Genomic DNA, 23,525 nt, shown 5'->3' on the forward strand with positions numbered 1-23,525 from the left:
ATTGATGCTTAGCTGTTTTTGGTATCCTGTTCGCCATGATCCTTGTTCAAATCCACATAGAATGTCATTCTATTCTTGCCCGAACGCTTCGATTCATACAAGGCTTCATCAGCCATACGGATAATCTCGCTCGGATTGCTGCTGTTTGTCGGATACTCGGCACCACCAATACTGCAGCCAATGTGGATCCGCTCATATTCAATGATAAACGGTTTATTCAGGCTTTGGATAATATCTTCTGCATATGTGCGTGCTTCTTCTTTCGGATTATCCCCGATGGACCGGAGTACAATGAGAAATTCATCTCCGCCCAATCGAACCGTAATTCCCTTATCGTGGCTGAGAGCGATCAAACGATGAGCTACTTTTTGGAGCAGGACGTCCCCGGTTTGATGTCCACGGGTATCATTCACACTTTTGAATCCATCCAGATCCAGATAGAGGAACGTCAGTGTATGATCTGCACTCTCTGTCTCAAGGGATTCCTCCAGATAAACCTCGAGCGCTGTCCGGTTCGGCAAACCTGTCAGTTGGTCATAGTGAGCCAAATTCTGCATGAAAACGAGTTCCGAGTCTTTATTGGTAAGCGCGGTCAGCATTCCCCTGAGCGAGCGCGACAACACTTCAATTTCCTTAATCCCCCTGTTCTCCGGAATCTGTACCTGATCGCCTGCACGAAGTTGGTCTGCCACTTTCGTTAATCGTGTAATTGGAGATGAGATTCGGCGAGAAACCAGCCATCCAATGAGCGCGAACAATACGGTAACCGCAAGCCCCGCCCATACATTAAACCATAACATGTCGGATACGGACGCAAATGCCGTTGACTTGAGCTGACGAACGACAATCGTCCATCCAAGGCCCGGATAATCCAGATGCCCCTGACTGTAGGCGAGTCCGGTAACATATTCCTTTCCGTCCGCCCACTCCTCTATGGTCCAGCTTGTCTTGTTGATCTCCGCTGCCTTCATTTCGGACAATTCCAGTGGTTTACCAACCCATTCCTCCGGACCAAGCAGCACCGTGTGCTCTCTTTTGCTCACGATGAACATTTCTATGTCCTTCTCCTGATACTTCAGAGGCTCCAAAACGCCTTTTTCTACCTCTTTTGCCCACGCCCAGCTTAAATGTGCAGCCAGTACGCCTGCAACCTCCCCGTTTTTAGTCTTCAGGGGGAAGCTGATATCGACAAATTGCAGCGGTTCTCCTGAAGGGTTCGGAAGCAGCTTGGCCAGAAGGACCGCGTTATGTACGTCTCCAATAAACTTACCCTTAATTCCTTCCTGATACACAGGCCGTTCAGACAAATCTTCACCGCGCAATATACCATCCGTTGACGCCAAAACTTTTCCCTTCGGATCCATGAATCCAACCCAGGAGAATGAGGGAAAGCTATTCTGTAGCTGATTCAGCAGCATCTGGATATCAGCAGGTTCATAGCGGTCTTCAAGTCCAGCCATCTGGCCTAGTAGGTCCAGTTCCCCAGAGCGCGCCCACATGAAGCGGTCCAACTTGTCAGCTGTTTGGGAAGCCGTACTGGTCAGAGAGTGACCGATCTCGGTTTCAACAGCAACCGCTGATTTTTGACTAAAAATATAACCGATCGTTAATGTTACCAGCAAGGATAATATGGCGAAGGTCATGGTTAGTATCGTTCTGAGCATGTAAGACATGTTGGCCTCCAGTAATCGGTGAAACCATCCTACTTTTTCAACACGAAACATGCTGTAAGGGCACACGGGATGTCACCTATTCGTTTTCATCTTTATCGGAAATAATGACTTGTTTTATTATACATGCCGGTGCAAAGTTACGTCTTAGGAACGCCGTGTTTCTTCCATTCAAAGAATAGTCACGATTCTGTATATACAGACTTGGGTTATGAATATAGAGAGCAAGCATATCATCCAATGATGAGATGATGATTCAGCATTTTGCCGTACAGAGAGAACTTCAACTAGAAATTGGGGGTGTAATATTGAGCCTGCTTCATCTTGCTGTTATTTTCCCTTTTGCCATGGGGATTTTGCTTACGATGTTGAACCGCTTCTTCCGTAGAATACATATGGGATGGCCGGTTCTAATTGTTCCGGCGCTGTTGTTCGGTTATTTTGCAAGCCTCATACCTGCCGTGTCTCAGCGGAATATGGTATCCGGTTATGTGCCCTGGATTCCGTCACTGGACATTGGATTTAATCTATATCTGGATGGCTTAAGTCTGCTGTTGACACTACTCATTACCGGAATCGGGGTTCTGGTGGTGTTTTACTCCATTTATTACATGGACAAAAAAGAGGATTTGAACCGTTTCTACCTGTATTTGCTCATGTTTATGGGCGCCATGCTGGGTGTCGTACTGTCCGATAACATGATTGTATTGTACGGATTCTGGGAACTTACGAGTATCACCTCATTCCTGCTGATCGCCTTCCATTACAAACGCAAGGCCTCCACATCAGGAGCACAAAAGTCATTTTTGATTACCGTATTTGGCGGGTTCGCCATGCTGGCCGGATTCATGATGATGTACCTGATGACGGGGACGTTCAGCATCCGTGCAACCATTACGGAATGGGGACAGATTCAGGAGAGCGCACTGTTTTTGCCTGCACTTGTCCTGATTCTGATCGGCGCATTTACCAAATCTGCGCAGTTTCCATTCCATATCTGGCTGCCGGATGCAATGGAAGCTCCAACACCCGTCAGTGCATATCTGCATTCGGCCACAATGGTTAAGGCCGGACTGTACGTCATAGCCCGTTTCACCCCGATTTTTGGAGGACAGGGAACGTGGTTTTGGCTAGTTACAGGCGTAGGCCTCCTGACCTTATGTTACGGATCTTTCCTTGCTGTAAAAAAGAACGACCTCAAGGCGATTCTCGCATATTCCACGATCTCACAACTTGGATTAATCATGTCCCTGCTCGGTGTCGGCTCCGCCGCACTCTACTTTGGTTATGGAGAGTCCTCTGCCGTTTATACGGTTGCAATTACAGCTGCCCTGCTTCATCTCTTCAATCACGCGACCTTCAAGGCAGCACTATTTATGGTCGTTGGTATTGTCGATCATGAAACGGGAACACGCGATATTCGCAAGCTCGGAGGACTCGCTTCCTTTATGCCCATCACGTTCACTGTAGCGCTTGTTGGAGCTCTTGCCATGGCAGGCATACCGCCTTTCAACGGATTCCTGAGCAAGGAGCTGTTCTTCCAAGCCATGGTTGAAGTTACGCATCTCCAAATCTTCGGACTTGGTTCGTGGAGCATCCTATTGCCTGTACTCGCTTGGCTCGCCAGTGTGTTCACTTTAATCTATGCGCTGATCATCGTGTTCAAAACGTTCCTCGGTAACCGCCGCACGGAGCTTCCGCCTGAGAAGCTGCATGAGGCTCCGGTGGGTATGTTGATTCCTCCGGTTATCCTCGGTGTACTCGTCATAACATTCGGTCTCTTCCCGGATCTGCTGGCTGGATCGCTTATTGAGCCGGCGATGGCCTCCGTGCTTCCAGCCCTTTTGGAAGGCAATGAACATTTTGATGTGCATTTCGCTCTATGGCACGGAATTACACCGGAATTAATCATGACCATCGGTGTCATTATTCTTGGAGTCACATTGTATAAACTGTTACCGCGCTGGAGAAATGTGTATGAACATTACCCGCAGGGCCTGACCATTAACAATATCTATCATGTCGTTCTCGATAATGTGCAGCATTATGCCCGCAAATGGACAGAAGCGTACATGAACGGATCTGTCCGGAATTATCTGGTGTACATCTTCTCGTTCACCGTTGCGCTGCTTGGATATGCCTTTTTCCGTTCAGGGGAGAATATTACCTGGAATTTCAAGGGGCATGCTCCCTTCTCTTTCTATGAAGCGGTGCTGCTTATCGCATTGATTGCTGCGGCAGTCTCCATTCCTTTTGCGAAAAACAGACTCTCTGCAGTCATTATGACTGGCGCTGTCGGGTATCTGGTCACTCTGCTATTTGTATTGTTCCGTGCACCCGATCTGGCATTAACCCAAATGATTGTGGAGACCGTGTCGGTTGCGCTGTTCCTGCTGTGCTTCTACCATCTGCCTGAACTTCAACGTGGACGGTCCAGCCGCAAGTATCTCAGCGTCAACATGGTTGTCGCCATCGCCGTGGGCATTGTCATGACTTTCGTAGCTCTTGCCGCAAGCGGAACAGCTTCGCTTGAGAGCATCTCCAATTTCTTCATTCAGGAGAGCTATGATCTTGCAGGTGGTAAAAACGTCGTCAATGTGCTGCTCGTAGACTTCCGCGGGTTTGATACGATTCTGGAAATCATGGTGCTGGGGGTAGCCTCATTATCCATTTATTCCATGATCAATCTGAACCTTGAAGCCAAGGATCTCGGAGCACGATTGAAATTCCGCAAAAAAGAAGACAACAAAGATAATGATAATCAGGATGACGAAGCGGATAATACGAAAAAATATGGCAACCAGGAACGCAGTTCTTCCACCTGGGATACCGTCCCCTTACAGAGTAACGATGTGCTGCTGCAAACAACAACCAAAGTGGTTGTCTTTATCATCCTGACCTTTGCACTGCATTTGTTCTTCGCAGGACATCATAATCCAGGCGGCGGTTTCATTGGCGGATTAGTCACGGCCGCTGCTCTGGTTTTGATTGCTCTTGCCTTCAGTACGGATACGGTTCGCAAGGCGCTGCCGATTGATTTTCGTACGTTGACGGCTGTCGGGTTGGCCATTGCCCTGTTGACGGGCGCCGGTTCCTTTCTATTCGGCGCTCCCTTCCTCACCCAGACCTTCGGTTATTTCGAACTTCCTTTGCTGGGAGAGACCGAGCTTGCTACCGCTATGCTGTTCGATCTCGGCGTGTATATCGCTGTCCTTGGCGTCACCATGACCATCATTCTACAGATCGGGGAGGATCGCTGATATGGAAATATTGATGTGCGTTGCCGTTGGCATACTGTTTGCCGTCGCCGTCTTTTTAATCTTGTCACGGAGCCTGCTCCGGATCGTATTAGGCATGTCCATCCTTACTCATGGCGTGCATATGCTGCTGATCACAATGTCACGTCTCAAAACAGGTGCTCCTCCCTTGCTGGGAGAAAATGCAGAAAGCTATGTCGATCCGCTGCCTCAAGCGCTTATTTTGACTTCCATTGTCATCAATTTCGGGCTAACTGCTTTCTTCTTTGTTCTGTCCTATCGTTCTTACTTAAAACTTAGAACCGATGACATGGAAGAAGTAAGGGGGCGTCCATATGAATAATCTAGTCGTGCTGCCTTTGCTGCTGCCGCTGATTACAGGCGTTATTGCCATTCTGTTTTTTCGAAACATCCGCATTCAGCGCATAGTCAGCGTCATCGGAACTTTATTGACTGCTGCTGCATCAACCGTATTAATTACACAGGTGGCGGATTCAGGCGTTCAGACCCTCAATATGGGGGGCTGGGCACCGCCATACGGCATCGTTCTGGTAGCGGATATGGTATCTGCCCTGCTCGTTGTGGCTGCTTCCATCATTGCTCTGGCGTGTCTGCTGTATGCTTTTCGAAGCATAAACCAAGAGCGGGAAGAGCATCATTTTTACGTCTTCTTTCACTTTTTAATCGCAGGGGTGAACGGTTCTTTCCTGACAGGCGACATATTCAACCTCTTTGTCTGTTTTGAACTGATGCTGATCTCGTCCTATGCGCTAATCGTACTGGGAGGAACGGAGAGACAGCTTCGCGAAACGATCAAGTATGTGCTGATCAACATTGTTTCTTCCGCATTATTTGTCGCCTCCATTGGCTTCCTCTATTCGATTACAGGCACGCTGAATATGGCGGACTTGTCCAATCGGATTGCCGAGGTGGGACAGAGTGGTGTAATTACGCTGATTGCAGTCCTGTTTCTCATTGTATTCAGCATCAAGGCCGGCCTGTTCCTCTTCTTCTGGCTGTCAGGCTCCTATGCAGCTCCCCCTGCAGTGGTAACGGCTTTGTTCGCGGGATTGCTGACCAAAGTAGGACTGTATGCAATTGTGCGCACATTCACGCTCATCTTTTATCATGATCCGGATTTCTTCAATGCATTAATCGGCTGGATGGCTGGCGCAACCATGATTCTGGGTGTTATTGGCGCTATCTCGTATCGTGACGTGAACAAAATTCTGGTCTACAACGTGGTTGCAGGTGTCGGGTTTGTCGCCTTCGGCATGGCCGCAGCAAGTCGCCAGGCTCTGGAAGGCCTGCTCTTCTATATGCTGCATGATATGTTGATCAAGACGCTGCTCTTCCTGCTGGGAGGTGCCCTGATTGCCGTTGCGGGGACATCCAAACTTGAAAACATGGGCGGATTGCTCCAGCGCTATCCGCTGCTGGGTTGGATGTTCTTCATCAGTGCACTAGCACTGGCAGGCATACCGCCATTCAGTGGATTTCCGGGTAAGCTGCTGCTCTTCGAAGGTGGATTGCAGGCGGGGCTATACGGTCTTACGGGGATTGCGGTGCTCTCCAGTCTGCTGATGCTCTACTCGGTTCTGCGTATTTTCATTCAGGCCTTCTGGGGGGAACCGCCAGCAGGCATCGTTAGACGCCCTTACGCGGTCAACGGACTCTTGATACCTGCCGGCATTCTGTTCATATTTATCATCGTCATGGGCTTGGGTGCTGAAGGAATGTTTCAGCTAACCTCCCGCGCAGGCGACATTCTACTGCATCCCAATATTTATATTGATGCTGTATTGAAGGAGTAGATGCTTATGGCCTTTCAGATCATACTGAATCTTATTATTGCCTTTGTATGGATGTTTCTGAATAATAGCTGGAACGGCGTTGGTTTTCTTATTGGTTACCTGCTGGGCCTGCTGCTGATCGGCAGTATGCGGCGGTTCTTCCCCCAGCGCTTCTATATCGTACGAGTCTGGGCCATCCTTAAGCTGCTCTTCCTGCTGTTCAAGGAGTTAATACGAGCCAGTATCGAGGTCATTCGTCAGATCATCAAGCCAAGGCTTGAAATTCGGCCCGGCATTTTCACCTATCGGACTCAATTGTCCTCCGATTGGGAGGTTACCTTTTTATGCCTGCTCATCTCATTAACACCAGGGTCATTACCACTTGAGATATCGGGCAATCAACGGAAGCTTTTCATCCATGCGTTGGATATCAAGGATGAACAGAAAATGAGGGATGATATCAAAAATACGTTTGAAAAAGCCATTATGGAGGTGACGCGATAATGTTATCCTCAATGCTGTTTATCTCCCTGCTTGTACTGTCCCTGGCGATCCTGGGGTGCCTATACCGGGTGCTGCGCGGACCCTCGATGGCTGACCGGATTACCGCTCTGGATACCATCGGTATTAACGTGATTGCCATTGTGGCTGTTCTGTCCATGATGCTTCATACGCAGGCCTATTTGGATATCATCCTGCTGATTGGTATTCTTGCTTTTCTCAGTACGGTCGCATTCGCACGTTATATTGAACGGGGGGCGGTATTCAAAAATGAAGGAGATCGTTAATGGAACCGCTGAAATAGCTATCGGTCTGATCGTTCTGTGCGGAGCTTTACTAAGTGCACTCAGCGCCTTTGGACTCATACGACTACCAGACGTTTACCTGCGCGCACATGCCGCAACGAAAAGTACTACACTCGGTGTGTTTTGCGTACTTATCGGAACATTTTTCTTTTTCTGGTACTTCGACAACTACATTAGTGCACGCGTACTTCTTGGCATTGTGTTTGTCTTTATTACCGCTCCGGTTGCCGGGCACCTGAATGCCCGTGCAGCATATCGGACAGACGTTCCACTGTGGGAACAGAGCGTACAGGACGAACTTGAACCGCTGCTCAAAGGTAAAAAAGTCAACCATGAGGCCAAGGATATGATGGAATGATGAAGGTACCTTTTTTCATATTGGAAAAATCAAAAACAACCCCGCAGCATACGCACTAGATGCGTATTGTTACGGGGTTGTTTTCGGGTTCAGTGACCCGGTACTCACAAAAACGTATCCAGCCAATCATAGGCTTTAGCGCCGCTAATCTCATGTCCACCTGCAAAGAAATCCGCACCCAGAGCATCCAGTGCACCCTCTTGTGAGTAAATCTCCTCGAGCCTTGCGAACGCTTCTCTTGCCGCGGCCTGTGGAAACACCCGATCTTCCCTTCCTGCCTCTATGAATAACGGTCTTGGCACAATCAGACCGATAATATCCGGAAGCTCCGCTTCCCGCAGGATGCTTGGAACGTAATTGTCGAGACAATGGTTCCGGTCCAAAATACTTCCTTGAAAGGTACTCGCATATCCGCTGATTACAGTTGCCCGGAATCTTGTATCCAGCGCGGCAGTAAAGGCAGCAACCAGCCCTCCACCCGATATGCCCATGATCCCAATTCTCTGTGCATCGACTTCAGGACGGGTAGACAAATAATCCAGGACCCGCTTCGTCTCGTAAACACGATGTCCGGCCAGTGTCTGTCCTACCATGAGCAGATGAGCTGCAATCTTCGTGCAGGAACTGATCCCTGGCGGTTCATCCTTATCCTCATCCAGTCTTCGATCACCGAATCCGAGCAATTCGGGAGCCGCAACCATATACCCGCGCTGCACCAGGGATACGGCAAAATCCTTATGCAGCCCTGGTGCTGCCGCTCGCGGCGAGCCGTCAGGCTCCATGCCGCTTATTTCCCGGCTCCCATAACCATGACCATGACAGGCAATCATGGCGGGTACAGGTGTAGTTGTACTCCTTAACTCATTTGGAATCAATACGTATATTGGCATTCGCAAACCTGTATAGGTTGTAATTTCTACGCGTTCCCGCACGTAGCCCTCGCAGGCGACACGCTCCAGCACGACAGCATTCAGTTCTGCATCGACAGCCGGGAAACCACCCAGCCGTTCACGTATTCCCGTTCGCAGCTGTTCGCTCCATTGTTCCAGAGGCTGTCCTGCCTGATATGCGGAACGTCCGCGCTCGGTCGTTTGTTTTTGCAGATAAGATTCAATCGCAGCCATCCATGGTATACCTCCTTGTTCATTCGGGCTTCAAATCCATATGAAATAAAACATAAAAGACGAACTAAACGGGTCGAGAATAGTTACTTTTTCCAGTACATTATAGAACAAGCCCATTGCATATGAATTCAACATTAATGCCTGATTACTCCGAAACCCTGCTATTCTTATGAAAAAAGAGACATTCCCCAAGCCTGCAATGCAGACTTCAAGAATCTCCCTTTTTCATGTGGTGGCTCTCTTATCCCAACGGATTGCACGATGCGTAATCAGATGGATCTTGTTCCCAACGTTATGTTTTTTGACCTGGCAGCCACCAGTTCCATTTCCCCATCAGCTTCATTAATGCGGGCACGAGCAGCAAACGAATGACTGTGACATCAATGAGCACTGCAGCAGTAATGCCAACGCCAAGCTGCTTCACTCCTTCCACATCTCCAAACGCAAATGGTATCGTCACTGCAAGCAGAATGGCAGCCGCCGATGTAACCAGTCGACCAGTTGATGCAAGTCCTTGCATAACGGCCAGGTCACTGTCTCCTGTCAGGCGATAGATCTCCTGTATCCGGCTAATCATAAATACGCCATAGTCCATTGAAATGCCGAAGACAAGACCCGCGATAAATACCGGAATCATGATGGCAATCGCCGAAGGCTCCATCCCCAGATGACCTTGATTGAAAACCAGCACCAATACTCCAAACGAAGCTGTCAGGCTGAGCATATTCATTAGAATTGCTTTGATTGGAATCAGCAGTGAACGAAATGCCGCGAGCAGTACAATGTAATTCGATACGATTACGAAAAGCATCACCTTGGGCAGTTGTCTCAGAATTTCCTGCATAATCTCAACCTGTGAAGCGGCTTCTCCGCCATAACGGATGGGTATTCCCTGAACGCGTAGTTGCGCGTCCCGATCATTCATCTTGTTCAGCCAGTCAGCAGCTTGTTCCGATCCCGGTGCTCCCCTGATGGTAGCCACCATACGAATGGCGTCCTCCGAAACGTACATAGAGAGAAGCGACTCGTGCAAAATCAACTCGCTGCTCGCGCTTTCAGTTAGCCGTGTTCTGTCCTGGCCTGGCCTGTACTTCTGATCCACTCCCCAGACAGATTCAATCTGAAGAACATTTTCGTCCCTCTGGAGTTCTCGTACCTTGCGAAGTGCCGTATTCCAGTGTGAAGCGGTTATCCTCTCTCCCGTTCCTCCAATGAGGATGTCGACGGAAGCGATGTCCTTCTGTGCGAAAACCTTCTGCACGTCCTCTGCTGCTTGCCGGGATTCGATTGTTGCTGGAAGTGAGGTTGCATCCGGAATGGCCATCTCCAACTGCTGAACCGGAAGCACGCAGAATAGCAGAATGCCTGTACCTAGTAAGGTCATCCGTACCGGTTGTTTCATGACTGTGCCGAACCACTGAAGCCATATGGAAGGCTTACGCGGCGGTGTACTGATGGAGTTTTGCTTTTTACGTTTAAAGATCCGCTGGGCATAGAGCGTAAGGATCGCTGGCAGCAAGGTCACATTGATCAACACGGAGATTATCAGGACCGTCATCGCACCGAGCGAGACACTTAGAAACATGGGTAGTCTGATCCAGACCAGCGATAACAGGCCAAGCAGCACGCAAGCTGCAGAAAACAAAACAGCCCTCCCGGCTGTCCGCAGCGTCCTCTGGATAATCTCATCCGAGCTCTGCCCATGATCATGCTTGCATACCTGCATTTCATCCCTGTATCTGCTTAGAATGATCAGCGCAAAATCGATGCTTAGAGCCATCCCCACCATCGGTATGACATTAATAACGAAATTTGACAGTTCCACGTAATGTCCTATAAGCGAGGTTAAACCAATAGCGGTGACCACACCGATGACACCCATAATTACAGCAGCAAGTGCCGCATACAAACCTCGGAATGCAAAACATAGAATGAGCAGCGCAATCGGTAAGCCAACCATTTCTGCCCGCTCCAGATCCCGAAAGCTCAATCGATTCACATCCTGCTGAACCACAGGCTTGCCGGTTAAACGAATGTTTCCGTGATCATCTGTCGTATCCAGGGAACGAAGCTGCTCAATGGGAGCATTCATCCGGTACGCCGGAACCTTAAAATCCAGGAGCGCATAAGCCGTATCATCTCGCATCATTGTGCTTCCTTCAGCCTCAAGCGGAGAGATGATCGTTGAAAGGTCAGGAAGCGTGCGTACCTCCTGCAGATGTCTGCCGACCCAATTCCGAAATTCCGCCGGAGAGGAGCCTGTCTTTTTTTCATAAACGACAATGATCGGATCATCCGGTATTCCGAAGTTTTCCTTGAGAATAAGCTCAATATGATGGGCATCTCCATGAATCCGTTTCAACCCATGATCCTGAACAACATCAGGCAGTTTCCATGCCCATGCGGCTGATATCCCGATAATAAAAACCCAGCTGATCATGATGAACCGTGGATATCGGCCAATAAAGTAAGCAAGGCTGCGATAACCCATATCCAAGCTCCTCTTATATCAGATTGACATTCCATGTTTCATGGATGGAACAGGCTATATTATGACGATCAGATAACGTACCTGAATAGTACAAGTCTATTCACCCCAGCATCCGTTTATGTTCAGCAAACAAGCAAAGACGGACAAGACCTGCACGTTTGCACAGGTTGTCCGTCTTGATTAATCGATTCTAATATCTTATACAGGCCGAACTACCGTAAATCGCTCGCCAAGTTTAGCGTAATCATTGCCGGCAAGACGGCTTACGGGTTTAAGGTGATCCATCAATATGTAATGATGAGCAGGGTCATACACTTTTTCATTAAAGTGATATTGTACGATGCGAACGAGAAGCAGATCTGTTACCGGTTTGCCTTCGTCATTAGAAATCGGTATGTGCTGATATAGACGGCATTCCATGCGAATCAGTGCTTCCTGTATTCCGGGCACCGTCACAACTGAACTTGATACCGTCGTCAGGTTGGTCCGCTCCAACTCGCTCTCATGCGGTTCAAGCAGTGCTGCGGTCTCGTTCATCTCGTTAACGATCGATTCGTCACAGATATGTACTACTAGCTCTTGCCCTGTAATCGCATTACGGGCGGTATCTTTCATGACTCCATCCTTGCGGTTAATGGAAATGGACAACAAGGGTGGATCGGAGCTAACGACATTAAAGAAACTGAACGGAGCTGCATTTACGACGCTGCCGTCCTCTGAGAGGGTTGTGACAAAAGCAATCGGGCGCGGCACGACCGAACCACTCATCAGTTTATAATTATCCCTGCTCGTCAGATCATTTGGATTCAATGTATACATCATAGACCTATCCCCTTTCCTAATCGGGAACGAATGGTTCCCATACGGACACTGTTACTTCGTAAGTATATATCGGGTCATACTAAAAAAACAAAAAACTCCCTGATGCCCATGACACCAGAGAGTTGTACGATGATGTGCAGCACACATCATGTTCCATTCATTTTATTTAACAATACTTTTCTGAATATCTTCCAGGATTTGAGTGTTTGCTTGCACTCCGCTATACAACCAGCTGCTAGTGCTCTCAAACTCGTATACTTCTCCGTTTTTCACAGCAGGAATACTTTGCCACACTGCATCTTTCAACGCTTCTGCCCCTGTTCCCTTATCACTGTTAACCAGGAATAGATAGTCAGCATTCATATCAGCGATTCTTTCCAAGGAAACCTCGGACCAGTTACCTGTTGCCTTTGCCGATATTTCCTTCACGACTTCAGGCTGTTGCAGTCCGAGTTCATTGTACATGACTTCACCACTGGAGACATTGTTACTAACAACATAAAACTTGTTATTGAACAGCCACAATGCTGCTGCAGTTTTCGTACCACCTGTTGCCGCAGCAACTTTTTCTTTAATTTCTTTTGCTTTTGCATCGTAATCGTCAAGCGCTTTTTGAGCTTCATCGGATTTGTTCAATAGCTCGCCTATTTTCAGGAGAGCCTGACGCCAATCCTTGTTCACATCATCACCAAGTACATAAGTCGGGGCAATTTTATTGTATTGTTCATACTTCTCCCCTTCTACTGTACTTTCAGAACCCATAATGATCAGGTCCGGCGAGAAGCTGGCAACAGCTTCAAAAGGAAGTTCGCTTGCAATTGTAGGAATGCCATTCAGATTTTCTTGAAGATAATCCTGCACACTGCTGCCATCACGGGCTGACCACTGAGCAGCCGGCTTAACGCCGAGTGTTACCAGATGATCTTCCAGATAGGAAGCAATGACACGCTGCGGATTAGCTGGAATAGTCACATCATGACCCTGTGCATCTTTTACTGTTCGTTCTGTTGGAGCTTCTGTCTGTGTCTCAGTCTCCGATGATGTATTCGTCTCTCCTGCTGCAGTTCCATTATCTGCGGACTTCGTTCCGCATGCAGCCAGCCACAATGACATGACCATAATCGTAATTAGCAGCATGATCCCTTTTCGATTACTCTTCAACACGTGATTATCCCCTTTCATGATGAACACCTCAATATGAGCTGGTATGGCAAATTTAAAAGAGCCCTATACTCTCCGGTATATGATTCCTGTATGTACTTGTCCATTTCCATTGACAATGATAATTGTTATCAAATGAGTTGTCAATCCGGTTTTTCTTTTACAGCAATCGTTATCTCCAGATCCATTCACCTTTGGGCGAATGCCGCCATATGATGTTTTCAGAATACGACGACAGGAAGGATGTTCGTAGATGGATTACTTCAATAATGCGTACGCAGGTTACGGAGAAGACCGCTCTGTTCAGTTTCCTCCATTATTCCCTGGTGGCAGCCAGGGAGGGCAGCCCATTCAAGGAATCCCCGGAGGACAGGGATCTTTTCCCCCATACTTTCCAGGTGGAAGCACGGGCGGACAGCCACCGTTTTTTCCAGGAGGTGGGCATGGCACGGTTCCAGGCGTTCCCGCTCAGCTGTCGCAAGGCAATCTGCCTACCCTGTTAAGCGCCTATCCACGTCCGGTTGGGCAGCCACCAGCTGAGATGGTATTTCTCTACAATCTGATTAAAAGCAGCCCTGGGCTTCTGCCATTGTTTATCCAGCAACAACCACAGAATTTGACCCAGGCTGTGCAATTCGCCCAAACAGGCGTGACAGCGCCAAGGGATCAGAATCAGCGTGTACTGCCGAACTTTTGTTACAACCGATGGTCCCTTGTATTCACATACAATGACGTCTTTCTCATGTGGCCTGCCATCAATATATTCGGTTTTGTCGTGGGTTATTTCTATCCGTTCCTTACCCCTGGCATTTTGCTCAATACGCAAATCTTGTTCGCACTTTGCTAGAACACAAGTGCCCCACCCGAAGTTTGAACCTTCGGATGGGGCACTTGACATTTTTCATAAGATTAACGGGTCTGCTTGCGATGCCCTCGCTTACCTACCATAACCAGATAGAGCAGTAATGCTCCAAGGTCTGCACAGGCGATAACGATCCCCATCGGTACAGCCGTTCCTTCTCCTCCCAAACCAACAAGCGGAGCTACGATTCCGCCAAACAAGAACGTCATGACACCTATAAGTGCAGAGGCACTTCCTGCTGACTTCTCCTGATTGGCCATGGCCAGCGCGAAGGAAGCGGTGTTGACGAGACCAACACTGGAAACGACAAGAAATAAAGGAATCAATATGGAGATCAGATTTCCTCCCGATAGAATGGCAACGAGCAGCGATGTGCCTCCCACAGCAGCCGCAACGAGACCGGCTATGAGCAAACGCGTTTCGGACACTTTGCCCGCCAATCTCCCCGCAATCTGGCTTGCCAGAATAATTCCCAAACCATTAATGGCGAAGCAGAGACTGAACATTTGCGGAGAGACGCCGTAAATCTTTTGCAGCACGAACGGCGAACCCGATATGTACGCGAACATCCCCGCTGCTACAAATCCTTGAGTCAATGCGTAACCCATGAACAGACGATCCGCTGCGATGTGCCGGAATGTGACCAAGGTCTGCTTCAACCCTCCGCGGGATCTTCGTTCGGACGGCAGTGTCTCCCCAAGCCCAAAAATAACGGCCAGTAACGTAAGTATCCCAATAAGACTCAGCAAGATAAAGACACCACGCCATGAAGTATAAACGAGCAATTGTCCACCGATAATCGGTGCTGCGATAGGCGCTACCCCGTTAATAAGCATCAGCAGGGAGAAGAACCGGGTTAACTCCGGCCCGGAATACACATCCCTCACCACCGCCCGAGAAATAACGATGCCGGCTGCACCGGCTGCTCCCTGAATAAAACGCAGCACAACAAAAGAACCCATCGTCGGACTTACCAGACATAGTATGGAAGCGATGGTATAGAGCACAAGTCCTGCAATAAGCGGCGTACGGCGTCCTCGTACATCACTAAGGGGCCCAGCCAGCAGTTGTCCCGCAGCAAGCCCGACCATACAGGCTGTTAAGCTAAGCTGTGCATACGAAGGAGAGGAATTAAAATCCTCCGCCAGTGTAGGCAGTGCGGGCAGATACATATCCAGGGACAACGGACCGAAGGCCGACAGCGTCCCCAAGATTAAGGCCATACGCACACGTGATGATGATTGATTATTTAAGGAGGCTGATGTACTTTTCATAGTGAATAAACTGATTCCTTTCCTTACGATGTTTCCTGTTTACTTTAGTGTTCACCGTCTCCGAGCAGCCGCAGCAGATTGGATGGCAATGTAAACTGCTGATTGTTAATGATGATGCGGCGCAGCTCTTCCTCATCCCGTTCATTCTCTGCATCCTTGATCTCTTGAATCTCCCGGTGAAGTCTCTCCATCTGTTGATCGAGGGCATTGGCTGAATCTGCAGCGCATTTCAATTCTTTGGTCAAACGTTCAGGAACGTCCTTATTGTATTTATAGAAGATCTTGTGTTCAAGACTCGCCCAGAAATCCATGGCAATGGTACGGATCTGAATCTCAACACAGGCTCTCTCTTCACCATTGGACATATAGACAGGTACGTCCACCAGCAGGTGCAGGCTCTGATATCCGTTCGGTTTCGGATTCTGGATGTAGTCCTTCACTTCAAGCACACGCAGATCACTCTGGCTGCACAACATATCCTTGATCCGATAGATGTCCGAAATAAAGGAACATGTGATGCGGACGCCTGCAATGTCCTTGATATTTTTCTTGATACTTTCGAAGGTCAGCTCGTGATTTTTGCGAAACATCTTATTCATGATACTTTCAGGAGACTTCAACCTGGATTTCGTATGCTCAATCGGGCTGTAATCATGCAAGGACTGAAACTCTTCCTTTAGGACCTCTATTTTGGTTTCCATCTGATCCAGAGCAAATTTATAAATCATCATGAATCTGGTAATTTCGTATTTGAATTTCTTGAATTGGTCAATCGGATGTGGCGCGTTCATCATGGTTTTCTTCCTTTCTTTTATGCACACTTGAGTTATTTATTGGTATAAGAATTCAGGCTGATGCACCTGTCTCAAATTCATTATAAAACATATGGAGCCAATAAACGAATTTTGTGACACACGAGCAGTTAGGATTAACGGGAGGTATGGGATCGGATTTTTGACACATGCTACATGTTATTCCATGCTCTACACTTGTCGTATCCAGATCTATTGATCATGAAAGAGGCTGATTTTTTTTGCTGTATCAAGTGACGTATTCCTCCAATGAATTCCGCGTTAAAGCGTACATGTATCTGCCCGAAGGCTGCATGATTTCTTCTCCTTGCCACAAGCAAGAGACGAAGGAACGTAATGGAATAAATAGCCCAGACTCATTAAATGATGTGAAATTCCAGCTGCTGGCAAGTCGGTATCCTCCGAAGCAAACCATAAATATTATACAAGAACAGTGGCCTGTACTTATCTATTGTCGCGGAGGACTCGGCAATTATGGCGGCGTTAAAACGGCCTGGGTGGAACAGTTTGCGCACAAGGGGTACATCGTGTTCGCCCCCTCTTATCGCGGCAATGAGGGCAGCGAAGGACGGGACGAGTATGGTGGACATGATATTGAAGACGTGCGAGCCGCATACCGGCTAGTACAAGCACTTCCATATGCTGATTCAGCGCGTATCTCACTTATGGGATTTTCGCGCGGTGCAATCAATGCCGTCCATACAGCCACCTTCTTCAACGAAGGCCCCCATCATGTACACAAGCTGGTGCTTTGGAGTGGTGTGGCTGATGTCGAACGGACTTATCATGAACGAACAGACCTTAGACGTACATTGAAACGTGTTCTGGGCGGATCGCCCCGTGCATTTCCCGAGGCCTATCTCGCCCGTTCTCCGCTGTCTGCTGTTTCCAAGCTCCGCTGCCCAGTGCTGATCATGCACGGTACAGAAGATACGCAGGTCAACTATAGTCATGGAACCCGTATGTATCATTGGTTGAAACGAAGCGGAATCGAAGTGACCTTTCATGCCTATGGGGGACAAAATCATTGGTTCCAGGACAATATTCATGCAGCCGCAGTAAACAACATGTTTGATTGGCTCGCATCGCCTTAGTTTCAGATGGAACGTGAACGTGTCGTCTTTATTTTATGAGATGATGCTGTATACTTGAGGGGTTGAGCATCTATTGAAAGGACGGATTCACCATGCAACAACCTCTACAAAAGTATTCACTTCTGCTTCTATGTCTTGCGGCTGGAATGGTCGATGTCATTGGATATCTGGGACTGGGACATGTACTTACTGCGAATATGACCGGCAACATCGTACTGCTCGGAATTGCCATTGCTCGCGCGCAGGAATTTGTCGTATTGCGCTCCCTGATTGCTCTGGCTGGCTTCATCGCCGGCAATGCGATTGCCGCACGCATGATCGGTACTAATCAGTCCCAAAATGGATGGTCACCCCGAGTTACCCGTGTTTTTATCGTCGAAAGCATTCTGCTCCTGATGTTCGCCATCGTCATGATCAGCCCTTATTCAGAACAACTGTCGTACCTGCTAATCGCCATACTGGCTGCTGCTATGGGCATGCAGACGACGGCTGCGCGGCGGATCGGTATAGCCGGAATCTCCACCACAGTACTGACGAACAATCTCGCCGCAGTCGTCGAAGATGCCGTAAGCATTCTGCAGCGCCTCCGACACGCAAGGATAGGTTCACTTATGAATGCTCTATCCACTGATTCGTATTTGCGGGTGTTTGCCGTAATCATATATCTAATGGGTGTCATTGTCGCGGCACTTATGTTTCATAACATTCCTATGGTTGCTGTCTGGATACCAGTACTCGTGGTTGGAGGCGTCACTTTGCTTGCCAAATATCGGTTTAACGATGAGCAAGTTGGCACAACCGAACGTTAACATTCGATGTTTTTTATATGCAATATTAATCTTCATGTTAAACATTCAACGGCATGTGGTGTTGGTATCCACTCTCAGATATCCTCAATTTCTTTATCGGATGTCATCTCCGTTTATCCGGGATGCCTCCTGCCGAATTAGCTGTACCAGATGCTGTGCTGCAGGTGATAACACCTCACCAGCTCGGGTACACACGGCAATCGTATTTTTCAATTGAACGCCTCGAACAAATACGCGTGAAAGTCTGCCCTCACGAACATCTTCCTTCACGACCAAAGAAGATATAAAGTTTGCACCATAACCGGCCTTTACCGCACTAATCGTTTCGTTCAACCCGTTGAACTGCAGCGCAATGCGAGGAGAAGCCAGATTGTTCATGCTGCAAAGGGAGAATAGCCGCTCTCGCGTCGCACTGCCTTCTTCACGCATGATGAAGGGTTCTGCTACCATTTCGGCCAAGTCCACTTCCCGATCGGCATACGGATGCGCTGGATGCACTACAAACCACATTTCATCCTCAAACAGTTCATCCCAATGGACCCCATGATGTGTAATCCCGCTTCCACCGTATACGGCAATCTCAGCCTCATATCGCAGCAGCTGGTCAAATGCCTTCCGGGTATTGGTCGTACTGACGACCAGTTCCACATCTTCGTGTGTTTGCTTGAACTTCGCAATCCAGCCAGGCAGCAAAAAATTGGAAGGCAAGTACGTTGCTGTTATTCGAATGATGCCTTTCTTCCCTTCCCGCGTATCCTGCACAAAGTTCTCCACATCCTGTTCAAGCAAAAACAGACGTTCCGCGTATTCTTTTAATTGCACGCCCGCATCGGTAAGAACCAATCGTCTACCCTCGGAAACAAACAATCGTATGCCCAATTCACGTTCGAATTTCTTCACCTGTGAGGAAACCGCCGGCTGGCTAATATTTAATTCTTCTGCGGCGCGGGTAACGCCACCATATCTAACAATGGCATGAAAGAGTCGTAGTCCATGCAAATTCATTTCTGTCACCCTCTACTCTTCAATATATAAATTCAGTTTATGATTATATACATAATATATATTTTATTTATACATCTGCAATCATTATAGTTGAATTATGAATTTCATACTAAAGTTTTTTGGAAAGGAAGATACCTTCATGAAAAACGCTGATTGTGCCTCTCTTCAACACACCTGGAGTCAGGTAGACGACTATTTGAATAAGATGCTGATTCCCTCCGATTCCCTGCTGGAACAAACGCTCCGATCCAATACGGAAGCCGGATTGCCAGCCCATGATGTGGCTCCTAACCAGGGGAAATTCCTTCAGCTCCTGCTTCAAATCCACGGATCGGCCCGTGTGCTTGAAATTGGAACGCTGGGTGCCTACAGCACCATCTGGATGGCAAGAGCACTGCCTGAACATGGGAAAGTCGTTACGCTTGAAGCTGATCCGCATCATGCTGAAATCGCACGCACCAATCTTATGCAGGCTGGGCTTATCGACAAGGTTGATCTAAGGACTGGACCAGCATTAACAACTCTTCCTGACGTTCAAGAGGATTACAGGCAGCCTTTTGATCTGATCTTCATTGATGCAGACAAACCGAGTAATCCCGATTACCTCAGGTGGGCGCTCCGTCTATCCCGACCGGGAAGTCTGATTATCGGGGATAACATTGTCAGAGACGGTGAAGTGATAAATGCAGACAGTACAGATCCCAGAGTTCAGGGCGTACGTCAATTCCTGAAGCTGATCTCCGATAACCCACGCCTTGAAGCGACTGCACTGCAAACCGTAGGCAGCAAAGGGTATGATGGATTGGTTATCGCCCGCGTAATCGCGTAATTGAACCTTATGACAAAATAAACAGTGGTCAATTCTTCCGCAAATCCCCCTTTCCTGTTAAACTGGAATCACTGCACGGGTAACGACTGGGGGATTACACTTGAGAGTTTTACGACAGATCCATGCTGAAATTCGGGGTTGGTCCCGAAATATTCAACTCTTTTTTCTGGCAAGCATCCTGTATCAGATCGGAAATGGCATGTTCTCGGTTTTGTACAATCTGTACATTCAGGGTCTGGGCTACAATGATACAATGAACGGCCAGATCGTAAGTATACAATCGTTAGCTACAGCGATCATGTTTGTCCCTATCGGATTATGTGGCGATCGGTTCAGCCGAAAAATGCTGCTTATTACAGGGGCTTTATTCAGCGGAATTTTCCTGATCGGTCGTTCTTTTGATTATTCGGCGAGCGGCTTGATCTGGTTTGCCGTATGTTCAGGACTATTTGCGGGCGTATTTCAGGTCCTGGCCATTCCGTTTCTTGCAGAGAATGTGAAGAAGAGCCAGCGGTTGAAGATGTTCAGCTACTATTCCTCCCTTGTACTCGCCTCACAGGTGCTTGGAAGCCTTGGCGGCGGAGTGTTTGCCGACCTTCTACATACACTGGGAATCGCCAAGGTTACTGGACTGCAAACGGTATTGTTCATTGGGGGTGCAGCAACGCTGGCCGCATTTATTCCGATGTTGTTTGTATCCGAGGATAAGAATCCTGCACAGACTGTGACTACGGATCAAGCTGTTCCTACGGCGATTGCCTCTGAGGATAAGAATCTGTCAACTATCGAGCAGCCTGGGGAATTACAGGACAAAAATAAAGATTCCCGACTGATCGGTCAGTTTGTTATCACCCAATTATTGATTGGATTCGGTTCTGGTTTGGTTGTACCATATCTGAATCTGTATTTTACCAACCGTTTCTCCGTCTCGCTGAGTGCCATGAGCTTACTTATCTCGCTTGGCCAAATTATGACGATTGTCTCCATGCTGATCGGGCCGACGCTTGCCGCCAAAGTCGGAAGTGTCCGAGCCGTGGTCATATTTCAGGTGTTGTCCCTGCCATTTTTGTTATTGACCGGCTTCACTAACCTGCTGCTCATTGCTTCCGTGAGCTTCCTGTTCAGGCAAGCATTAATGAATGCAGCGAATCCGATTCAATCCGCTATTCTGGTAGACAGGGTATCCGACAAGCGTCGCGGAATCGCCAATTCCCTGATGCAAACGGCATTTATGATTGGGTGGGCAACGATGGGACCCGTTCAATCCTACCTCGTAACCACATATGGCACTTACTGGGGATACGCCATTACGTTTAGTATAACTGGCGGTTTATACGTGATTTCCTCGCTGATGTACTATATGATGTTTAAAGGACCCAAACCTTCAAGACGTGTTCAATTAAACTAATCAAGCTGTAGCAAGGTCGCTTAACATGTGGTAGTTCGTCGATAGCGAACTGTTGCGGAATACGATATTATCATCAGGAGTGATCTTACATGATTCCTACTCTTCATTCAGACTCATATTCACTGTTCATACAACCTGATACAGCCGAAAGACAAAGCGGATGGAACTGATGCATAGGCTCAGTTCCTCCGCCTTTTTCCGTTTCATTCTGAGTCTGGGCGTCTCTGTACTTGGCGGACTCGTGTTCACAGCGATCCATACACCCATTCCTTGGCTGCTCGGCCCCATGGTATTCATGCTGCTTGGATCCCAGGTGGCTAAACTCCCGCTCCAGTGGCCCTCGTCCATCCGGGATTATGGAATTCTGATCGTCGGTTACTCCATCGGGTTAACACTGACAGAAGAGGCATTGCAGGGTATTCTCCACCAGCTTCCCATGATGCTGCTGATGACCATGCTATTAATCGGATTATGTACATTAACCGCCTACATCGCTTCCAAGCTGACTGATTTTGACTTTCCTTCGCTGCTGGTCGGCAGTATTCCAGGCGGGTTGTCCCAAATGGTCTCGCTTGCGGAAGAAATGAAATCCATTAATTTGACGCTGGTGACCTTTTTACAAGTGACCCGTTTGATTATGATTGTGTTCTGTGTACCGTTCCTGCTGTTCATTCCGTGGATTGGCGGGACAACGGGTGCCGCTGCTGATCCGCAAGCTGTCGAAGCCGCTTCATGGATGAATCTCTTTCCGGAGATCCTGCTCTACGGTCCGCTCTGTGTAGCTGGTGCCTGGGTGGCCCGAAAGCTTCGTTTTCCTACAGCATTTATGCTCGGGCCGATGATTGTTATGTGTGTCATTCATCTGACTACAACGATGCATACATCCCCCCTGCCATCTTCCTTGCTGAATATTTCGCAGCTCATGATTGGCAGCCATGTAGGTCTCATGCTACGGCCCCAGCACCTGCAGCGCAAAACACAGACCATTACCCTCGCTGTGCTCAGCAGTGTTCTCCTCATTGCCGGCTCGCTTGGGCTGAGTTATGTGCTCATGCAGCTATTTTCTCTTACGGCTGCTACTTCTCTGCTCAGCATGGCGCCAGGTGGAATGGATCAGATGAGCATCATGGCTCATGAAGTGAATGCCAACTTGTCCGTGGTATCAGGGTATCAGCTGTTCCGAATCCTTTTTATTTTTTTCATTGTATCCTCCGTATTAAAGCTGCTTCTCACTCACATGCTGAGAAAAAAAGAAGAGCTGTCTCGTGCATCCGTATCCTGATTATGGACAAGCACACCAAAAAGAGTATCCCTTGGTTGTTATCCATGGATACTCTTTTGCCTTGTTTAAACTTCGAACTTGTTAGTGTATGGTTCGTTCTTTGAGAATTAAGACTATGATTACGAATACATACGATTATACATCCAGCCGACAATACCGACTGCTATAACCGCAGCAGCAACAACAAAAACATAATACCCCGTTTTGCTCTTGGATTCTGAAGTGTGTTTATCATAAAAGTCCGAGTTTCGTCGATAGAATCCCATCCACAGTTCAGCGATCATATTTGCTACAACGACCAGAAATCTTTTGACCAGATGCATTAATCTCATGCTCCTCTCTTCTCAGATAACTTCCATAATAAGTATAATTATCCTTTTCCAATAAAACAACTTCCACTCTAAAACCCGGGATTCGTTTCCGCTTCCATCCAGTGCAGAATATCAAATGCCTCCTGATCCGTGCGCCCACACATGTCAACCGAAGCCTGTAGTCCGCTGCATACAGCCGGACGATCCGGATGACCGAATATGCTGCATCGATTGTCGGCTGTCAGCTGTACACAGCGCACACCTGCCGGTTTACCACCTTCCATGCCTGGTATCGGTGACGAGATGGATATGGCGATACAACATGCGGCACAGCCTGTCCTGCATTCCAAAATAAAT

22 protein-coding genes are annotated in these 23,525 nt (G+C 48.1%); 12 read left to right on the forward strand and 10 right to left on the reverse strand.

Translation table 11 applies throughout. The features are described 5' to 3' along the window. Window positions 1-8 precede the first annotated feature (8 nt). Window positions 9-1,673, reverse strand: coding sequence for a diguanylate cyclase domain-containing protein (locus tag ABGV42_RS08470; protein ID WP_347381282.1), 1,665 nt, complete (start codon window positions 1,671-1,673; stop codon window positions 9-11). Between the two features lie 305 nt (window positions 1,674-1,978). Here ABGV42_RS08470 and ABGV42_RS08475 point away from each other — a divergent pair, with 305 nt between their 5' ends. Genes ABGV42_RS08475 through mnhG form a run of 6 tightly spaced genes read left to right on the forward strand, consistent with a single transcriptional unit; the run spans window position 1,979 to window position 7,884 of the window. Further along, window positions 1,979-4,930: a Na+/H+ antiporter subunit A gene (locus ABGV42_RS08475; RefSeq protein ID WP_347381283.1), complete on the forward strand. Its 2,952-nt coding sequence runs from the start codon at window positions 1,979-1,981 to the stop codon at window positions 4,928-4,930. Between the two features lies 1 nt (window position 4,931). Further along, the gene (locus ABGV42_RS08480) at window positions 4,932-5,270 is read left to right on the forward strand and encodes a Na(+)/H(+) antiporter subunit C (protein ID WP_347381284.1); all 339 of its coding nucleotides are present in this window, start codon (window positions 4,932-4,934) and stop codon (window positions 5,268-5,270) included. Further along, window positions 5,263-6,741, forward strand: a complete 1,479-nt coding sequence (locus ABGV42_RS08485; protein ID WP_347381285.1) for a Na+/H+ antiporter subunit D — start codon at window positions 5,263-5,265, stop codon at window positions 6,739-6,741. Before ABGV42_RS08480 ends, ABGV42_RS08485 begins: the two co-directional genes overlap by 8 nt. Window positions 6,742-6,747: 6 nt before the next feature. Next, window positions 6,748-7,224 carry a Na+/H+ antiporter subunit E gene (locus ABGV42_RS08490; protein WP_347381286.1) on the forward strand — a complete coding sequence of 159 codons (477 nt, stop codon included), beginning with the start codon at window positions 6,748-6,750 and terminating at the stop codon, window positions 7,222-7,224. Next, complete coding sequence (locus ABGV42_RS08495; protein WP_095287537.1) at window positions 7,224-7,508, forward strand: Na(+)/H(+) antiporter subunit F1; 285 nt, start codon at window positions 7,224-7,226, stop codon at window positions 7,506-7,508. Before ABGV42_RS08490 ends, ABGV42_RS08495 begins: the two co-directional genes overlap by 1 nt. Then, the gene (gene mnhG / locus ABGV42_RS08500; protein WP_110822468.1) at window positions 7,492-7,884 is read left to right on the forward strand and encodes a monovalent cation/H(+) antiporter subunit G; all 393 of its coding nucleotides are present in this window, start codon (window positions 7,492-7,494) and stop codon (window positions 7,882-7,884) included. Before ABGV42_RS08495 ends, mnhG begins: the two co-directional genes overlap by 17 nt. A gap of 104 nt (window positions 7,885-7,988) precedes the next feature. Here the strand turns inward: mnhG and ABGV42_RS08505 are convergent, their stop codons facing one another. The 4 genes from ABGV42_RS08505 to ABGV42_RS08520 form a co-directional block, all read right to left on the reverse strand. Beyond that, window positions 7,989-9,008, reverse strand: a complete 1,020-nt coding sequence (locus ABGV42_RS08505; protein ID WP_347381287.1) for a dienelactone hydrolase family protein — start codon at window positions 9,006-9,008, stop codon at window positions 7,989-7,991. Window positions 9,009-9,300: 292 nt separating this feature from the next. Beyond that, window positions 9,301-11,499: an MMPL family transporter gene (locus ABGV42_RS08510; protein ID WP_347381288.1), complete on the reverse strand. Its 2,199-nt coding sequence runs from the start codon at window positions 11,497-11,499 to the stop codon at window positions 9,301-9,303. Between the two features lie 198 nt (window positions 11,500-11,697). Then, entirely contained in the window at window positions 11,698-12,318 is a 621-nt protein-coding gene (locus ABGV42_RS08515) for a flavin reductase family protein (protein WP_347383182.1), read from the reverse strand. A gap of 165 nt (window positions 12,319-12,483) precedes the next feature. Then, window positions 12,484-13,485 carry an iron-hydroxamate ABC transporter substrate-binding protein gene (locus ABGV42_RS08520; RefSeq protein ID WP_347381289.1) on the reverse strand — a complete coding sequence of 334 codons (1,002 nt, stop codon included), beginning with the start codon at window positions 13,483-13,485 and terminating at the stop codon, window positions 12,484-12,486. Between the two features lie 250 nt (window positions 13,486-13,735). On the opposite strand from ABGV42_RS08520, the gene ABGV42_RS08525 reads away from it, so the two are divergent. Next, complete coding sequence (locus tag ABGV42_RS08525; protein ID WP_347381290.1) at window positions 13,736-14,329, forward strand: hypothetical protein; 594 nt, start codon at window positions 13,736-13,738, stop codon at window positions 14,327-14,329. Window positions 14,330-14,391: 62 nt separating this feature from the next. Here ABGV42_RS08525 and ABGV42_RS08530 read toward each other — a convergent pair whose 3' ends face one another. Both ABGV42_RS08530 and ABGV42_RS08535 read right to left on the reverse strand, forming a co-directional pair. Beyond that, window positions 14,392-15,618 carry a multidrug effflux MFS transporter gene (locus ABGV42_RS08530; RefSeq protein ID WP_347381291.1) on the reverse strand — a complete coding sequence of 409 codons (1,227 nt, stop codon included), beginning with the start codon at window positions 15,616-15,618 and terminating at the stop codon, window positions 14,392-14,394. 44 nt (window positions 15,619-15,662) lie between these two features. Next, window positions 15,663-16,409, reverse strand: a complete 747-nt coding sequence (locus ABGV42_RS08535; protein ID WP_347383183.1) for a GTP pyrophosphokinase — start codon at window positions 16,407-16,409, stop codon at window positions 15,663-15,665. A 242-nt stretch (window positions 16,410-16,651) separates the two neighbouring features. On the opposite strand from ABGV42_RS08535, the gene ABGV42_RS08540 reads away from it, so the two are divergent. Both ABGV42_RS08540 and ABGV42_RS08545 read left to right on the forward strand, forming a co-directional pair. Further along, window positions 16,652-17,524, forward strand: a complete 873-nt coding sequence (locus ABGV42_RS08540) for an alpha/beta hydrolase family protein (protein WP_347381292.1) — start codon at window positions 16,652-16,654, stop codon at window positions 17,522-17,524. Window positions 17,525-17,616: 92 nt separating this feature from the next. After that, on the forward strand, window positions 17,617-18,333 hold the full coding sequence (locus ABGV42_RS08545) for a YoaK family protein (protein WP_347381293.1): 717 nt from the start codon (window positions 17,617-17,619) through the stop codon (window positions 18,331-18,333). Between the two features lie 93 nt (window positions 18,334-18,426). Here ABGV42_RS08545 and ABGV42_RS08550 read toward each other — a convergent pair whose 3' ends face one another. After that, window positions 18,427-19,338: a LysR family transcriptional regulator gene (locus tag ABGV42_RS08550; RefSeq protein ID WP_347381294.1), complete on the reverse strand. Its 912-nt coding sequence runs from the start codon at window positions 19,336-19,338 to the stop codon at window positions 18,427-18,429. A 139-nt stretch (window positions 19,339-19,477) separates the two neighbouring features. Between ABGV42_RS08550 and ABGV42_RS08555 the strand changes: the two genes are divergently transcribed. The 3 genes from ABGV42_RS08555 (at window position 19,478) to ABGV42_RS08565 (ending at window position 22,857) form a co-directional block, all read left to right on the forward strand. Further along, window positions 19,478-20,167 (forward strand): O-methyltransferase, encoded by a 690-nt coding sequence (locus ABGV42_RS08555; protein WP_347381295.1) that lies wholly within the window; start codon window positions 19,478-19,480, stop codon window positions 20,165-20,167. 100 nt (window positions 20,168-20,267) lie between these two features. After that, the gene (locus tag ABGV42_RS08560) at window positions 20,268-21,575 is read left to right on the forward strand and encodes an MFS transporter (protein ID WP_347381296.1); all 1,308 of its coding nucleotides are present in this window, start codon (window positions 20,268-20,270) and stop codon (window positions 21,573-21,575) included. A 169-nt stretch (window positions 21,576-21,744) separates the two neighbouring features. After that, window positions 21,745-22,857 (forward strand): AbrB family transcriptional regulator, encoded by a 1,113-nt coding sequence (locus tag ABGV42_RS08565; protein WP_347381297.1) that lies wholly within the window; start codon window positions 21,745-21,747, stop codon window positions 22,855-22,857. 119 nt (window positions 22,858-22,976) lie between these two features. On the opposite strand, the gene ABGV42_RS08570 is transcribed toward ABGV42_RS08565, so the two are convergent. After that, the gene (locus ABGV42_RS08570) at window positions 22,977-23,189 is read right to left on the reverse strand and encodes a hypothetical protein (RefSeq protein ID WP_347381298.1); all 213 of its coding nucleotides are present in this window, start codon (window positions 23,187-23,189) and stop codon (window positions 22,977-22,979) included. 68 nt (window positions 23,190-23,257) lie between these two features. After that, window positions 23,258-23,518: a YkgJ family cysteine cluster protein gene (locus tag ABGV42_RS08575; RefSeq protein WP_347381299.1), complete on the reverse strand. Its 261-nt coding sequence runs from the start codon at window positions 23,516-23,518 to the stop codon at window positions 23,258-23,260. Window positions 23,519-23,525: the final 7 nt, after the last annotated feature.

Origin of the sequence: Paenibacillus pabuli (assembly GCF_039831995.1) — a bacterium.
GTDB lineage: Bacteria > Bacillota > Bacilli > Paenibacillales > Paenibacillaceae > Paenibacillus > Paenibacillus pabuli_C.